Source organism: Citrobacter sp. MGH106 (genome assembly GCF_001037495.1).
Lineage (GTDB): Bacteria > Pseudomonadota > Gammaproteobacteria > Enterobacterales > Enterobacteriaceae > Citrobacter > Citrobacter murliniae.
Genome location: NZ_KQ089822.1, coordinates 2281403 through 2297144, shown reverse-complemented (window position 1 = coordinate 2297144; position 15742 = coordinate 2281403). Strand labels below are relative to the sequence as shown.

The 15742-nt window shown below is 50.6% G+C and carries 17 protein-coding genes and 1 pseudogene; 7 read left to right on the top strand and 11 right to left on the bottom strand.

Annotated features, from left to right (window positions below; all coding sequences use genetic code 11):
- The first annotated feature begins 30 nt into the window (after window positions 1–30).
- Entirely contained in the window at window positions 31–552 is a 522-nt protein-coding gene (gene sodC, locus SK36_RS10840) for a superoxide dismutase [Cu-Zn] SodC (RefSeq protein ID WP_045442513.1), read from the top strand.
- On the opposite strand, the pseudogene SK36_RS10835 reads toward sodC, so the two are convergent.
- The 3 genes and pseudogenes from SK36_RS10835 to SK36_RS10825 all read right to left on the bottom strand — a co-directional run bounded on the left by SK36_RS10835 (window position 495) and on the right by SK36_RS10825 (window position 3667).
- Window positions 495–2568 (bottom strand): annotated as a pseudogene (locus SK36_RS10835) (FUSC family protein). The gene sodC and the pseudogene SK36_RS10835 overlap by 58 nt on opposite strands.
- The gene (locus tag SK36_RS10830) at window positions 2565–3428 is read right to left on the bottom strand and encodes an efflux RND transporter periplasmic adaptor subunit (RefSeq protein WP_048221514.1); all 864 of its coding nucleotides are present in this window, start codon (window positions 3426–3428) and stop codon (window positions 2565–2567) included. The pseudogene SK36_RS10835 and the gene SK36_RS10830 overlap by 4 nt, the downstream one beginning before the upstream one ends.
- Window positions 3429–3430: 2 nt before the next feature.
- A complete protein-coding gene (locus SK36_RS10825) occupies window positions 3431–3667 on the bottom strand; it encodes a DUF1656 domain-containing protein (RefSeq protein ID WP_045442519.1) in 237 nt (78 codons plus the stop codon).
- 192 nt (window positions 3668–3859) lie between these two features.
- Between SK36_RS10825 and slyA the strand changes: the two genes are divergently transcribed.
- On the top strand, window positions 3860–4300 hold the full coding sequence (slyA, locus tag SK36_RS10820; protein WP_019076732.1) for a transcriptional regulator SlyA: 441 nt from the start codon (window positions 3860–3862) through the stop codon (window positions 4298–4300).
- Window positions 4301–4346: 46 nt separating this feature from the next.
- Here slyA and slyB read toward each other — a convergent pair whose 3' ends face one another.
- On the bottom strand, window positions 4347–4814 hold the full coding sequence (slyB, locus tag SK36_RS10815; protein WP_045442526.1) for an outer membrane lipoprotein SlyB: 468 nt from the start codon (window positions 4812–4814) through the stop codon (window positions 4347–4349).
- 274 nt (window positions 4815–5088) lie between these two features.
- Here slyB and anmK point away from each other — a divergent pair, with 274 nt between their 5' ends.
- The 5 genes from anmK to pdxY all read left to right on the top strand — a co-directional run bounded on the left by anmK (window position 5089) and on the right by pdxY (window position 9669).
- Complete coding sequence (gene anmK, locus SK36_RS10810; protein WP_048221513.1) at window positions 5089–6210, top strand: anhydro-N-acetylmuramic acid kinase; 1122 nt, start codon at window positions 5089–5091, stop codon at window positions 6208–6210.
- Between the two features lie 87 nt (window positions 6211–6297).
- On the top strand, window positions 6298–6627 hold the full coding sequence (mliC, locus tag SK36_RS10805) for a C-type lysozyme inhibitor (protein ID WP_136345584.1): 330 nt from the start codon (window positions 6298–6300) through the stop codon (window positions 6625–6627).
- A gap of 59 nt (window positions 6628–6686) precedes the next feature.
- Window positions 6687–7343 (top strand): pyridoxamine 5'-phosphate oxidase, encoded by a 657-nt coding sequence (gene pdxH / locus SK36_RS10800; protein WP_045442541.1) that lies wholly within the window; start codon window positions 6687–6689, stop codon window positions 7341–7343.
- A 126-nt stretch (window positions 7344–7469) separates the two neighbouring features.
- Window positions 7470–8744 (top strand): tyrosine--tRNA ligase, encoded by a 1275-nt coding sequence (gene tyrS, locus SK36_RS10795; protein ID WP_045442543.1) that lies wholly within the window; start codon window positions 7470–7472, stop codon window positions 8742–8744.
- A 64-nt stretch (window positions 8745–8808) separates the two neighbouring features.
- A complete protein-coding gene (gene pdxY, locus SK36_RS10790; RefSeq protein WP_048221512.1) occupies window positions 8809–9669 on the top strand; it encodes a pyridoxal kinase PdxY in 861 nt (286 codons plus the stop codon).
- Window positions 9670–9710: 41 nt separating this feature from the next.
- Here the strand turns inward: pdxY and gstA are convergent, their stop codons facing one another.
- The 7 genes from gstA to SK36_RS25035 form a co-directional block, all read right to left on the bottom strand.
- Window positions 9711–10316 (bottom strand): glutathione transferase GstA, encoded by a 606-nt coding sequence (gene gstA / locus SK36_RS10785; RefSeq protein ID WP_045442550.1) that lies wholly within the window; start codon window positions 10314–10316, stop codon window positions 9711–9713.
- A gap of 105 nt (window positions 10317–10421) precedes the next feature.
- Window positions 10422–11927, bottom strand: a complete 1506-nt coding sequence (gene dtpA, locus SK36_RS10780; RefSeq protein ID WP_048221511.1) for a dipeptide/tripeptide permease DtpA — start codon at window positions 11925–11927, stop codon at window positions 10422–10424.
- Window positions 11928–12539: 612 nt separating this feature from the next.
- Window positions 12540–13175 (bottom strand): endonuclease III, encoded by a 636-nt coding sequence (gene nth, locus SK36_RS10775; RefSeq protein ID WP_045442555.1) that lies wholly within the window; start codon window positions 13173–13175, stop codon window positions 12540–12542.
- On the bottom strand, window positions 13175–13867 hold the full coding sequence (locus SK36_RS10770; RefSeq protein WP_045442557.1) for an electron transport complex subunit E: 693 nt from the start codon (window positions 13865–13867) through the stop codon (window positions 13175–13177). The genes nth and SK36_RS10770 overlap by 1 nt, the downstream gene beginning before the upstream one ends.
- A gap of 3 nt (window positions 13868–13870) precedes the next feature.
- Window positions 13871–14491, bottom strand: a complete 621-nt coding sequence (gene rsxG / locus SK36_RS10765) for an electron transport complex subunit RsxG (RefSeq protein WP_048221510.1) — start codon at window positions 14489–14491, stop codon at window positions 13871–13873.
- 9 nt (window positions 14492–14500) lie between these two features.
- A complete protein-coding gene (gene rsxD / locus SK36_RS10760) occupies window positions 14501–15553 on the bottom strand; it encodes an electron transport complex subunit RsxD (RefSeq protein ID WP_048221509.1) in 1053 nt (350 codons plus the stop codon).
- On the bottom strand, window positions 15554–15742 hold a 189-nt coding region (locus SK36_RS25035), incomplete at its 5' end, for a hypothetical protein (RefSeq protein ID WP_048222820.1). It lies immediately after the preceding gene.

Sequence of the window (15742 nt, the reverse complement as noted above, 5' to 3'; positions counted from 1 at the left end):
TCAATCAAGTACCTGTTCGAAGGAGGATGTATGAAGCGTTTGAGTTTGGCCGTGATTACCTTACTGGCCTGTGCGGGTGCACAGGCAGCCAGTGAGCAAGTTGAGATGAACCTGGTGACGTCACAAGGCGTCGGGCAGTCGATTGGTTCAGTGACCATTTCTGAAACGGCGAAAGGGCTGGAGTTTACGCCAGATTTGAAAGCTCTGCCGCCGGGAGAGCATGGCTTTCATGTGCATGCTAACGGCAGTTGTCAGCCAGCTATTAAAGAAGGTAAAGCTTCGGCCGCCGAAGCGGCAGGTGGACATTTTGACCCGCATAAAACCGGTAAGCATGAAGGCCCCGAGGGTGGTGGACACATGGGAGATCTCCCATTGCTGATGGTTAATAATGAGGGGAATGCCACGACGGCTGTCGTCGCTCCGCGACTGAAATCGCTGGATGATGTCAAAGGCAAGTCGCTGATGATACATGTGGGCGGAGATAATATGTCCGATCAACCCAAACCACTCGGTGGTGGCGGGGCGCGATACGCCTGTGGTGTTATCAAATAATCAGCGGGTCAGCGTACCTGGCGGTGGTGCTTGTTCAAGCTGAGAGAGCGAACAGTGTAATCGCCAGATTAGAGCTGCCAGCTCTTGTGCGGCAGACTGATGGTGATGGGCAAGTGTATCGCATATACGTTGTAGTTCATTAAGCGTGGCATTCAGCGGACGTTGCTGCACGCCACGCTCGCTCATTACATCGCGAAGTAATGAGATGCACACATCCCTGACGCGAGATAACGGATCTGAGCGTGCCTCCCAGGCGCGCAACTGCCATACCACATGTGAGCAATTTAGTAGTACCACTCCCCACCGTAATAACCAGCGCCGTGCCAGTGCATCCTGGCTGTTGCTGAGCTGACTGACATGATGATAGGTCAACGACTCAAATTCATTTTCGCTGAGCGACGGATGTCGGCTGAGCTGATCGACAAAATCCCGGCGCAGAGCGCGAATGTGGCGCCGACTCTTCCTGGCGTCTGAACCAGGGCGCAGAATGGCAAAGGCCAGCCATGACAATGCCACGCCGGTAATTTTTGCCATATTGTCATTCAGAAAATCAGCAAAATCATAGACGGGAGGATTGGTCACGGCGATGAACGATCCCATGAACACGATCAACTGTCCCCAAAGTCCCGCCAGCGCTGGCATCTGCAATTTTAATAACTGCATGGTGGCAAGCAGTGGAAAGAGGAACAGAATGAATTGCCAGAGGTCGGTGATTTGCACCATCAAGCCAAATTTAACCACAAAGCTGAATAATGACAGCAGGACCAGCGTTCGCATCAACAATGAGAGTGATTTGAACGGGGTGGCAACGGCGGAATACAGCACACAGCTGATGGCGGCAAGCGTCAGTGCGCCGGAACCCGATTCCCACTGTGCGCCGATGCTCCATGCACCGATTACCATCAGCGTGCAGAAAGTACGTAATCCGCTCCATACCGCTTCCGCATTGTCAGTATGACGGGCAAGTCCAGGTGTTCGATTCACGATAATGCGATCAACGGTTACGCCATTTTCCAGCAAATGCAGGTAGTGACTGCTTTGCAGGTAGATACGGCAGAAATAACGCAGCCGCTGCCAGAAGGCGATATGTCGATAGTCGCTTTGGTCCCGCGGGCGCAGGGGGGCAATAATACGCGCCACGGTATAGCTGTCGGTGTTTGCTTTCACCAGCGCATTCAATAGTTGTTCGATGATATCCCGGGTATTCGCAGGGGGATTGGGCCAGTTCAGCAGCATCCTGCGCAGACTGGAAATCACGCTGGTCATACGAAGCTGCTGGTGTAACAGTGAATTGAGCAGTGCATTCTGGCGGCGAAAGCGATAGTGACTCCAGAACGCCTGGATCCGCAACAGATTCATGGTCAGAATTTGGCCGATTACGCCCTCGTGAGCCGAACGAATCGCATCAGTGGTTTCTGGTTGCCAGAGTAAACTGGCATGTTCCAGCAAGCGTGCGTGCATGTTTTTCAGTGCGGTCAGCAGTGTTGTACCATCGGATGTGCTTGGCAGGATCATCATCATCATCCCACCACAGAGTATCCCGACGAGGACTTCGCATACACGGGCCTGGGCGATATCCCACAATTGAGTTATCTCAACGGTATTCACCATTGGAAACGCGATGATGGCTGCCGTGTAGCCAGCCAGTTGAAAAGCGTAGGCTACGTTATTGGTAAAATGTGCGCAGGCCCACGTGCATAAGCCAATCCACGCCGACATGCTCAGCAGAAATAGCCAGGGTTCATTGAGGGTATGGCCCGCAATGATCAACGCCGCCGTTGCCCCGAGTAAACTGCCGGCAACACGCCCCAGACTCTTACTGATAACACCACCGACGGTGGGGAAGCTAACCACGGCGGCAGAGGTCATCGCCCAATAAGGTTCATCCAGGTTCAGATAATAGGCGAACGTTAATGCCAGACACATTGCAATGGTATTACGCAGAGCGTAACGCCACTGTCCGGCCGTGGCTTTAAACCACGGCAAATTACCTGGCGTCAGATGAAACCGTTTCATTGATGCTGACCAATGGAGACGCTACAGGTCGTTCCTGAAACCAAAGTGACATCGTGAGGGAGGGCGTTAAATTCGATGCGAACAGGAACCCGTTGCGCCAGACGAACCCATGGCACGTTAGGTTTGATATCGGGAATGAGGCCGGAATCACTTTCAACACTCTGATCGTAAATAGCACGGCCAATACTTGATACGTGACCCTGTAACTTCACGTTGCCGCTGTACAGTGTAATAAGAGCCGGTGCGCCTTCGCGAATGTGGCGTAGCTTGGTTTCTTCAAAATACCCCATCACATAAAAAGAGTGGCTGTCGACAAGGGCAAACAGCGGCTTGCCCGTGGAGGCGTAGTCTCCGGTTCGGGTCGAAAGATTGGTCACCCATCCCGCAACAGGGGCTTTAACTTCCGTTTGTGTCAGTTGCCACTGCGCCTGGCGCAATATGGCCTGAGCGGCTTCGACGCTGGCCTGCATCGCTTTAACGTTAAGGTTCGCCGTATCAAGATCCTCTGCGGAGATGTAATTTTGCGACAGATGACGGCGACGGTTGGCTTCGTTATTGGCTTTTGCCAGGTCGGACTGTGCTTTGGCTAACTGAGCCTGTGCATTCAATTCGGCGATATGAAACGGTGTCTTGTCGATAACCAAAAGCACATCACCGGCGTCAACGAACTGGTTATCCTTTACGTTGAGTTTGCTGATACTTCCGGAGACCTGCGGCGTAATGCTGACCTGCTCAGCGCGGACTTTGCCGTCGCGCGTCCACGGTGACTGCATGTAATAATTCCACATCCACCATCCCGCGAGGACCGCAATAACAGCGACTATAATTGTGGAGAAGTATTTAACGGTTTTAAGCGACATAATCACCACGCAATTAGCAGATAGAAGCCCAGGCATACGCAAAGCGTAAAGAGAGACAGATCCATTAACAGGGGATGCCATATTTCGCCGGAGTAGATCCAGTCGCGTAGTAGACGATGAGCAACCAGCCAGAGAATGAACCCCGCGACAAACGCCTTGAAAATAGGGGGGAAATAGACAGATGCGCCGATCATTAAATCTTGTAAGGGCAATCCTGTTGCATTAAACATAAACTTCACGGGCAAAATCCTTGGCGGAAGAGAGCATTGCTATAGGTTTAGCAAAAAAGGGACAATGAGTCTCTTTAACACAGAATGTCTGAAAAAATGTCATCCGGTAAGCAAATTTGGCAATACATTTGTTTTGAGAATACAAATGCTGCACACTATTCTAAAATCAGTATAATAACTTAGCAAGCTAATTATAAGGAGATGAAATTGGAATCGCCACTAGGTTCTGATCTGGCACGGTTGGTGCGCATTTGGCGTGCTCTGATTGACCATCGCCTGAAGCCTCTGGAGTTGACGCAGACACATTGGGTTACGCTGCACAACATTCATCAGTTGCCGCCGGATCAATCGCAGATTCAGTTGGCTAAAGCGATAGGTATTGAGCAGCCTTCACTGGTGCGTACGCTTGACCAACTGGAAGAAAAGGGACTCATTTCGCGACAGACTTGCGCCAGCGATCGTCGGGCAAAGAGAATAAAACTTACTGAGAAAGCGGAACCGCTAATCGCAGATATGGAAGCGGTAATCAATAAAACGCGCGGAGAAATTCTGGAAGGGATCTCGGCCGAGGAGATTGATTTGCTGATTAAACTGGTTGCCAGGCTGGAACACAATATCATTGAGCTACAGTCTCAGGGCTGATGTGAAATTTAACGTGTGGCCAGAGCCTGACCACACGTTAATTCGATTAGCGTGGGGAAACGGTAACTTCTCTGCCGTTGCTTGCCATTACGACACGCTGGCCTGCGGCGAATTTGGTTGCGCCCTGTTTCTGCACTACCATGATGGTATTACCGTCATCCTTACGGATTTCCAGTTCCACACCCTGGGTTTTATTCATTGCACCCTGCACGCCCTGGCCAGCAACGCCGCCAGCTACAGCGCCTGCAGCAGTTGCTAATGAGCGGCCAGTACCACCGCCAACGGTGTTACCGAGGAACCCGCCGAGTACCGCACCACCGATAGCGCCAATTACGTTTGCGTCATCACCACCCTGAATTTGAACCGGACGAACATGAACAATCGTGCCATAGGTTACGTTCTGAACCTGTTTTGCTTCGGATGCGGTATACACGTCACCTGAAAGGCTGTCATTGTTAACGCAACCGGCTAAAGATACGCCCATTAATGAAATAATAAGCACACGTTTAATCATTTAAAAATCTCCTTGTCACCACGAAACGCTGAAAAAAACACCCTTCATGGTAAAATTATATGGCATTTGTGAGCCTAAGGTCACATGTTCTACTGGAACAATATGAAAATCATAATTGGGTCCGGGTTAACCGAGTATAAACGAACCACTCATCAAATCGATTGAAATGATGACCTGTTGCCATCAGTAACCCGCAAAAATCATCAATGAAGCATGGAATTACGCGGCACTTTATGGTTGAGTGTCAAGGCTAACATGCTTAAAAGGATGACATATGAAATCGGGCCGTTTTATCGGTGTTATGTCTGGAACCAGCCTTGATGGTGTTGATGTTGTGCTGGCGGCAATAGATGAAACGATGGTTGCGCAACAGGCGAGTCTTACCTGGCCCATCCCCATCCATTTGAAACAAGCCATTCTGGACATTTGCCAGGGGCAACAACTCACGCTTTCTCAGTTTGGTCAGTTGGACACCCAACTGGGACGTTTGTTCGCTGAGGCGGTGAATGCGCTCCTGTCGCAGCAAAAATTAAAGCCGCAGGATATCGTTGCTATTGGTTGTCACGGACAAACTGTATGGCATGAACCTACAGGCGCCGCGCCTCATACGCTGCAAATTGGTGATAACAATCAAATTGTGGCGCATACGGGGATCACTGTGGTCGGGGATTTTCGCCGGCGTGATATTGCGCTGGGTGGGCAGGGGGCGCCGCTGGTTCCTGCTTTCCATCAGGCTTTGCTGGCGCATCCGACGGAACGCCGGATGGTGCTGAATATCGGTGGGATTGCCAATTTGTCACTGCTCATACCTGAAAAACCTGTAAGAGGATATGACACCGGACCGGGCAATATGCTGATGGATGCCTGGGTCTGGCGGAAATGCGGTCGACCTTACGACAAAGATGCGCAGTGGGCCAGCGAAGGGACGGTGATTATTCCTCTGCTGCAAAATATGCTTAGCGACCCCTATTTTTCTGCACCCGCGCCAAAAAGCACTGGTCGCGAGTATTTCAATTATGGCTGGATAGAACGTCACCTGGCGCAGTTTCCGGGGATTAACCCGCGCGATGTGCAGGCGACGCTTGCCGAACTGACGGCGGTGACCATTTCAGAGCAAGTCTTGCTGAGCGGTGGTTGTGAGCGACTGATGGTTTGTGGCGGCGGAAGCCGTAATCCGCTTCTGATGATGCGTCTGGCGGCGTTGTTGCCGGGAACAGAAGTAACATCAACGGATGAGGCAGGCATTAGCGGTGATGATATGGAAGCGTTAGCCTTTGCCTGGCTGGCGTGGCGTACCTTGGCTGGATTACCGGGTAATTTGCCTTCGGTGACCGGTGCGGCAGAGTCCAGTGTTTTAGGGGCGATTTTCCCTGCAAACCCACGATCTCAGAGTTAACTGAAATTATCCTCGCCTGTATGCCGGTAAACTAGGGAAGTTAGGGAGGGTGTCATTGCCCTCCGGGACCAGGAAAGTCTTCAGGATATGGCTATGAAAAAACTGTTAATTGTCTGTCTGCCCGTACTGCTTAGCGGTTGTAGTGTTTACAATCAATTTGTCGAGCGCATGCAAACGGATACACTCGAATACCGCTGTGATGAAAAACCGCTTACTGTGAAGTTGAACAATACTCAACAAGTTGCGAGCTTTGTTTACGATAATCAGTTAGTGAAACTCAAACAGGGTGTGTCGGCATCCGGTGCGCGTTACACGGACGGCATCTATGTCTTCTGGTCTAAAGGAGACAATGCAACGGTCTATAAACGCGACAGAGTTGTGTTAAATAACTGTCAGTTACAGAACCCGAAGCGTTGAGATTTTCACCTGGGCGGCGCACAATAGCGTCACCCACTGACAATCCGTAGCCCAACATCATGTCTGATAACGACGAATTGCAGCAAATCGCGCATCTGCGCCGTGAATACACGAAAGGCGGTCTTCGCCGCCGCGATCTTCCCGCCGAACCCCTTGCGCTTTTTGAGCGTTGGCTGGGGCAAGCCTGTGACGCCAAACTGGCGGATCCTACTGCGATGGTTGTCGCAACCGTCGATGAAAATGGTCAACCCTACCAGCGTATCGTGTTGCTCAAACATTATGATGACAAAGGGCTGGTTTTTTATACCAACATGGGCAGCCGCAAGGCGCATCAGATTGAGAATAATCCCCGCATCAGCCTTTTATTCCCCTGGCATACGCTGGAACGGCAGGTCATGGTTATCGGTAAGGCTGAACGTCTTTCCACGCTTGAGGTGGTGAAGTATTTCCATAGCCGCCCACGCGACAGCCAGATTGGTGCCTGGGTCTCTAAACAGTCAAGTCGGATCTCCGCACGCGGTATTCTTGAAAGTAAATTTCTTGAGCTGAAGCAGAAGTTTCAGCAAGGAGAAGTTCCGTTACCTAGCTTCTGGGGCGGTTTTCGCGTGAGTATTGAACAAATGGAGTTCTGGCAGGGCGGTGAAAACCGTCTACACGATCGTTTTTTATACCAACGTGAAGATAACGCGTGGAAAATTGATCGCCTCGCTCCGTAAAGATGCAAAATTCTTGTTTTAAGCGCTGGTACTGATGAATCCGGCGCTTTATTCTATGTCTCTTTCGCATCAGGCGAAAAGTCGTGTACCGGCAAAGGTGCAGTCGTTTTATACATGGAGATTTTGATGGCAAGCAGTAACTTGATTAAACAATTGCAAGAGCGGGGGCTGGTGGCCCAGGTGACGGACGAGGAAGCGTTAGCAGAGCGACTGGCGCAAGGCCCGATCGCGCTCTATTGCGGCTTCGATCCTACCGCTGACAGCTTGCATTTGGGGCATCTGGTTCCATTGTTATGCCTGAAACGCTTCCAGCAGGCGGGCCATAAGCCTGTCGCACTGGTAGGTGGTGCAACGGGGCTGATTGGTGACCCGAGCTTTAAAGCCGCCGAGCGTAAACTGAACACCGAAGACACCGTGCAGGAGTGGGTGGATAAGATCCGCAAACAGGTTGCGCCGTTCCTCGATTTCGACTGTGGCGACAACTCTGCGATTGCTGCGAACAACTACGACTGGTTTGGCGGTATGAACGTACTGACTTTCCTGCGTGATATCGGCAAACACTTCTCCGTTAACCAGATGATCAACAAAGAAGCGGTGAAGCAGCGTCTTAACCGTGACGATCAGGGGATCTCTTTTACCGAGTTTTCATACAACCTGTTGCAGGGTTACGACTTCGCTTGCCTGAACAAATTGCACGGCGTTGCGTTGCAAATCGGTGGTTCTGACCAGTGGGGTAACATTACCTCTGGTATCGACCTGACACGTCGCCTGCATCAGAACCAGGTGTTTGGCCTGACGGTTCCACTGATCACCAAAGCAGACGGTACCAAATTCGGTAAAACAGAAGGTGGCGCAGTATGGCTGGATCCGAAAAAAACCAGTCCGTATAAGTTCTACCAGTTCTGGATTAACACCGCTGATGCTGATGTGTATCGCTTCCTTAAATTCTTCACCTTTATGGACATTGAAGAGATCAACGCTCTGGAAGAAGAAGATAAGAACAGTGGCAAAGCGCCTCGTGCTCAGTATGTTCTGGCTGAACAAGTGACACGTCTGGTTCATGGTGAAGAAGGGCTGGTGGCGGCAAAACGCATTACCGAAAGCCTGTTTAACGGTGACCTGGGCTCCCTGAGCGAAGCTGATTTCGAACAGCTGGCACAGGATGGCGTACCGATGATTGAGATGGAAAAAGGTGCCGATCTGATGCAGGCACTGGTTGATTCCGAACTGCAACCCTCTCGCGGCCAGGCGCGTAAGACTATTGCGTCTAACGCGGTCACTATCAACGGTGAGAAACAATCTGACCCGGAATATTTCTTCCAGGAGAGTGATATTTTGTTCGGTCGCTACACCTTACTGCGCCGTGGCAAAAAGAACTATTGCCTGATTTGCTGGAAGTAAGTAAAAGTCAGCGGGGGCGTGGGAAACTACGCCCCTTTATTATTCTAGGGTTGTGGTAAGTTAAATGAAGAATATCCTCGCCATCCAGTCCCACGTTGTTTTTGGCCATGCGGGCAATAGTGCAGCAGAATTTCCGATGCGTCGTCTTGGCGCGAATGTCTGGCCACTTAACACCGTTCAGTTTTCCAACCACACGCAGTACGGTAAATGGACAGGCTGTGTCATGCCGCCCAGTCACCTGACTGAAATCGTCCAGGGTATTGCTGATATCGATAAACTCCAGCAGTGCGACGCAGTTCTAAGCGGATATCTGGGGTCTGCAGAGCAGGGCGAGCATATTCTGGGCATTGTGCGCAAAGTTAAAGCAGCCAATCCACAAGCGAAATATTTCTGCGACCCGGTAATGGGCCATCCAGAAAAAGGATGTATTGTTGCGCCGGGTGTTGCCGAATTTCATGTACGCCATGCGCTACCGGCCAGCGATATTATCGCACCCAATTTGGTCGAACTCGAAATCTTGTGTGAGCACGCAGTTAACAATGTGAATGAGGCAGTGATAGCGGCTCGTGAACTGATTGCTCAGGGTCCGGAAATTGTGTTGGTTAAGCACCTTGCTCGCGCGGGTATCAGCACGGATCGTTTTGAGATGCTACTGGTGACTGCTGAACAAGCGTGGCATATCAGTCGGCCATTAGTGGATTTTGGTTCTCGTCAGCCTGTTGGCGTTGGTGATGTTACCAGCGGTTTACTGCTGGTGAAGCTGTTACAGGGCGCGTCTTTACAACAGGCGCTGGAACATGTGACTGCGGCGGTGTACGAAATTATGATCGCGACCAAAGAGATGCAGGAGTATGAGCTGCAGGTTGTTGCCGCTCAGGATCGTATCGCTAAACCGGAACACTACTTTAGCGCAACGCAGTTGTAATAAATGCCGGATAAGCGTTAGCGCTATCCGGCACTAAACAGTTAGTTTAACCCTTCAGCTTTTAGCGCCGCAGTCACTGCCGGACGCTCCGCCATACGCGCCATATACGCTTCGATATGGCTGAATCCTTCCATATTCAATTTCACTGCATATGCCCAGCGCAGCACAGTGAACAGATAGGCATCCGCAATGCTGAAACGTTGACCACAGATCCACGGATTGTCTTTTAATGACTCATTTACATATTGCATTTTTTTCTCCAGCAGAGCACGAACGGTTGGTTTGTACTCTTCTGGTGTATCGGGGCGAAACAGAGGGGTAAAGCCTTTATGCAGCTCTGTAGCAATAAAGTTAAGCCACTCGATTGTTTTGTAGCGGGAGAGGCTGCTGGTGGGGGCAAGGAGCTGACGGTCTGGCACAGAGTCGGCCAGGTACTGCATGATGGCAACGCCTTCGGTCAGTAGCGTTCCGTCATCAAGCAGCAGCGCGGGAACTTGTCCTTTTGGGTTTACCGCGAAAAAATCGTCGCCGTTTTCCAGACGTTTCTTCATCAGATCAACACCATCCAGCGTGAAATCTTTACCACTCTCACGCAGTGTGATGTGGGAAGCAAGAGAACAAGCGCCCGGTTTGTAGAACAGTTTCATCGGTAACTCCTTTTGGCTGAGGTATATCGTATGGTAGTGCTACCTCAGACAAAAAAAAAGCCGCTAACATAAAGTTAGCGGCCTTAAGATAAGTTTCCCTGAGAATTACGCTGTTGCGGCCTTAGAGGCTTTCTCGCTTACATCGTCGTCCTGAGTCATACGGTTCAGTTTCGGTGCTGTCAGCAGCATCAGAACAGCAATAACCGCTGTAGCAATACCAATCTGCAGGAACACACGTCCGTATACTTCAAGAGACATCAGTGGGTCAGTAACGTTTTCTGGAACTGCCATCATGTTAGCAACGTAGCCACCAATAATGTTGGCGCCTGCGGTAGTCAGGAACCAGCTACCCATGATAAAGCCCATCAGGCGCTGCGGAACCAGCTGTGCAACCATCGCCAGACCCAGACCAGAGATCATCAGTTCACCGATACTTTGCAGACCGTAGCAGATGATCAGCCAGTTAACGGAAACGATGCCCGCATCAGTTGCGAATTTCGCACCCAGCGGCAGGATCAGGAACGCGCCAGAACACAGAACCATACCAATAGCAAACTTGGTTGGCATCGGCAGGGTGTCACCCATCTTGTTATAGATGGCGGCAAGGATTGGGCTGCCAATGATGATCCAGAATGGGTTCAGTGCCTGGTACTGCTCAGGTTCGAAAGCGATGCCCAGAATAGAGTGTTCAACGTTACGAATCGCAAAGAAGTTCAGTGACGTCGGCATCTGGCTGTAAAGCACGAAGAAGATAATCGCTTCCAGCATCAGAATAAAAGCGACGATCATTTTACGACGCGCAGCACCGTGCATAGAGAACGCTTCTTTACCGAAGATAACCACGATGCCCATAGCGATAACGCCCAGAACCATACGTGCGATACCCTGGTTGTGCAGCAGCCATGTCGCGATAGCGATCAGAACTACAACGCCACCAATTGTCAGCAGCAGGTTACGGTAGTTGATTGGCTCGAAGTCAGGTTTAGAACCGTACTGTTTGACCCAACGCTGGCAGAATGCGAAGTTCACGACGGTGATCAGCATACCAACGACGCTCAGTGCGAACGCGGTGCTCCAGCCGTAACGTGCAGCCAGCCATGGAGTTGCCAGCATAGAGAAGAATGAACCGATGTTGACGGACATATAGTACATGGTAAATGCACCATCAAGACGCGGGTCATCTTTTGCATAGCAGGTAGACAGCAGGGATGATGGGTTTGCTTTGAACAGACCGTTACCGACCGCGATGGCCGCCATGCCCATATAAACGATACCCGCATCGTGACCAGACCATGCAACCAGTGCATAACCGATGGCCAGGACAATAGCACCCAGCATGATGACACGCTTCGTTCCCAGAACCTTGTCACCTAACCAGCCGCCAATGGCAACAAGACCATAAACCAGGGCGCTAAAGGATGAGAAAAGGGTGATGGAATCCGCTTCTGACATACCCAGTTGCTTCACCAGGTAGACGGCCATAATTCCTTGCAGGCCGTAATAGCCAAAACGTTCCCACAGCTCAATCGAGAAAATGAGATAGAACGCTTTTGGTTGTTTGAAGGCGTTTAAACTGACGCTTTCAGTTGGTTTATTGTTTGCAGTAGACACTTTTACCTCTTTTTTTACATCCCATATCAACGGGGGTGTTCAGGTACGTGATGAGTCAAGTTCATCCGTCCGATTGTTATAGTGGGAGGGGAAACGGCAAGTAATGTTCACTATCTTGACCATTCAGACAAGGGGTTTGTAATAATCTGTTACATATATCTGAACTGGTGAAATCATCCAGGCTAATAAATGTTATCTAGCGTTAAATTTCTTCAATTGAAAAATGGCAGATTTTTACACTGTCAGATAGGGGCGAAAACCGCAATGTGGCGATATGTTCTGCTATTCAAGGTTGAATCCAGTGATATAGGCCATTATCTTAAAAATAGCCAGTGTAATGTTTTGTATCGAATTGACGGGGTCAGGTCATTTGCTTGTCATTTTAACTACAAAATAAAAAATATTTTACATTGTGTTATCAGGGTGATCTTGATCACGGATGGATAGAAATTTCTATTACTAAAAAAACGATTAACCTGCTCAGGTGTTAATTCACAAGAATATTACATCAGATATGCCCGCGACTATGGCATCATTGACGGGAAATGAGAGATTAAGAAGTGCATAACTAATCGTTATGGAAGTGGGCAAGGGGCCTTGCCCACAAAATTATCAGATATCAACTTTCTCTTTGAATTCGCAGAGGTCTTCGATGATACAAGAGCCACAACGTGGTTTCCTGGCAATGCAGGTGTAGCGACCATGAAGAATTAACCAGTGATGGCAATCGACTTTAAATTCACTGGGAACAACTTTCAGCAGTTTTTCTTCTACCTGCTCAACGTTTTTACCCGGCGCGAATTGCGTTCGATTACACACTCGAAAAATATGGGTGTCGACGGCGATGGTAGGCCAACCAAAGGCGGTGTTTAGCACCACATTCGCTGTCTTGCGCCCGACACCGGGCAGTGCTTCCAGTGCAGCCCGATCTTCAGGTACTTCGCCATGATGTTGTTCCAGCAGAATACGGCAGGTTTTAATTACGTTTTCTGCTTTGCTGTTAAACAAGCCTATCGTTTTTATATACGACTTAACCCCTTCGACACCGAGATCCAGCATCGCGGCAGGGGTATTGGCGACGGGATAGAGCTTTGCAGTGGCTTTATTGACGCTGACATCGGTGGCCTGCGCCGACAGTAAAACGGAAATCAGCAACTCAAACGGCGAGGTAAAATTGAGCTCGGTTGTTGGATGCGGGTTGTTGTCACGCAGACGTGTGAGTATTTCCAGCCGTTTCGCTTTGTTCATTACACATTCCCTGTCTCGCCTGCCGGACTGTCCGTCACTGCAGCCTCAGCACGACGCTTTTTCATTCTTTCATCAATAAGATATTTAACTGCCAGCATCAGTCCCAGACCAATGAACGCTCCCGGCGGTAGCATGGCCAACAGGAACGGCGTATCCGTATGGAAAATCTCGACGCGCAGCACTTTGGCCCAGCTACCCAGCAGGCCGTCTGCGCCATCAAACAATGTCCCGTTACCAATGATTTCACGCAGTGATCCGAGGACAAACATCGCGCCGGTTGCTCCCATGCCGATGGAAAAACCATCGAGCGCGGATAAAGCGGGGCCTTTTTTAGCGGCAAACGCTTCTGCACGGCCAACCACAATACAGTTGGTCACAATTAAGGGAATGAAGATCCCCAGGGACTGATACAAACCAAAGGCATATGCGTTGATAAGCATCTGCACCGCACTCACCACTGAGGCGATGATCATGACATAAATCGGGATACGAATTTCAGGCGGTGTCCAGCGGCGCAGGGCTGAGATAGTCAGGTTAGTCAGCGTCAGTACCAGTGTTGTAGCAAGCCCCAGACCCAGGGCGTTGGTGGCGGTAGAGGTCACCGCTAACAGTGGGCACATGCCGAGTAACTGCACCAGGGCGGAGTTATTTTTCCATAGCCCCTGAACAATGACGTCTTTAATTTCGCTCATGGTTTATTCTCCACAGGCGGTAAGTTGAGGAAGCTGCGCAGGCAGCGTTTGCGCGTACAGACCAGCGCGTTTAACTGCATTAACTACCGCACGCGGGGTGATGGTCGCGCCAGTGAACTGGTCAAAGTCACCACCGTCTTTTTTAACCGCCCAGTGTGGGTCATTTTCAGTGCTGATTTTTTTGCCACTAAAATGGGTTATCCAGTCGGACAGACGCAGCTCTATTTTATCACCCAGCCCCGGCGTTTCATGATGTTCCGTTACGCGCGAACCCAGTACGGTACCATTGAAATCGACGCCGACCAGCAACTGAATAGCGCCAGAGTATCCATCAGGTGCGGTAGCTTCCAGAATTGCCGCTACCGGATGGTCATCCTGACGGGCAATATAAACGTGGTGTGTTCCTTTACCCAACGCCGGTGCATTAACCAGATAGCAGCTTTCAGGCAGATTATTATTGTAGCGATCGCCAGGCAAAACCTGATCGAACAGCGCCTTTTGCTGCAGTGCGGCCTGTTCATCAATGGTGGACTTGGTTAACTGATTAATGGCTGCCGTTAACCCCGTAGAGCCCGCAGCAAACAGTGCCAGAGTGATACCGTGTTTACGAATCGTTTTCAGCATATGTTGTCCTTAGCGATGTCCGTACACGCGAGGGCGGGTGTAATAATCAATCAGGGGAACAGTGATATTTGCCAGCAATACGGCAAAGGCCACGCCATCCGGATACCCACCAAAACTGCGAATCAGCCACACTAACAGACCTGCAAGCGCGCCAAAAATCAGGCGACCACGGTTAGTTGTTGATGCCGTAACGGGATCGGTAAGAATAAAGAATGCGCCGAGCATAGTTGCACCTGAGAGCAGGTGCAACTGTGGTGAAGCCAGTGAATCCGGGGAGAAAAACCAGCCTAACGTCGCACAGATGGCGAGCGATAGCAGAAAACTGACCGGGATATGCCAGCGAATTGCTTTTTGCCACAATAACACTACACCGCCAGCCAGCCAGGCCAGGTTCACCCACTGCCAGCCAGCGCCTGCGAGCATTCCGCTGTAAATAGGATACTGCATGACTTGTTCAACGGAGTGTCCTGCGTGTAACGATGTTTTGAACGTATCCAGCGGTGTGGCCTGACTGATGCCATCGATCCCCATGCGTAGAGCGTTCATATCACTGCCGCCCGCGGTATGTCCGGTAAATATTACGTTCAGGGCATCAAAGAAACCCGGCACCGTAGCCGCAATTTCATGCGGTGGCAACCAGCTGGTCATCTGCACCGGGAATGAAATAAGCAGGACGACATAGCCTATCATTGCGGGGTTAAATGGATTCTGCCCGAGACCGCCATACAATTGTTTGGCAATGATAACCGCGAATACAGTACCTAATACCACCATCCACCACGGAGCAAGCGGCGGAATACTGACAGCAAGCAGCAATCCTGTCAGCAACGCGGAGTTGTCTTTGAGAATTGCGACGACGGGCTGTTTACGCAGTTTTAGCACGCTGGCTTCGGCGGCGATAGCGCTGGCAGAGGCGAGAACTATCTGCAATAACGTTCCCCAACCAAAGAACCATAACTGAGCGCCAATACCCGGTAATGCGGCAATTAACACCAGCAGCATAATGCGTGATGTCTGGCGCTGATTATGGGTATAAGGGGAGCTTGCTATTCTGAATACCATTTATTCCTCGTTAACAACCTGCTGCTGTGCGGCTTTTTTAGCCTGCGCGCGTGCAATAGCGGCCGCGACAGCGGCTTTGCGTGGATCTACCGGTTCGGCCGTTTCAGCGACGGTCTGCTGCTCAAGTTTGCGTGCTTTAGCCCGGGCAATCGCGGCTTCGACAGCGGCTTTGCGCGGGTCTACTGGCTC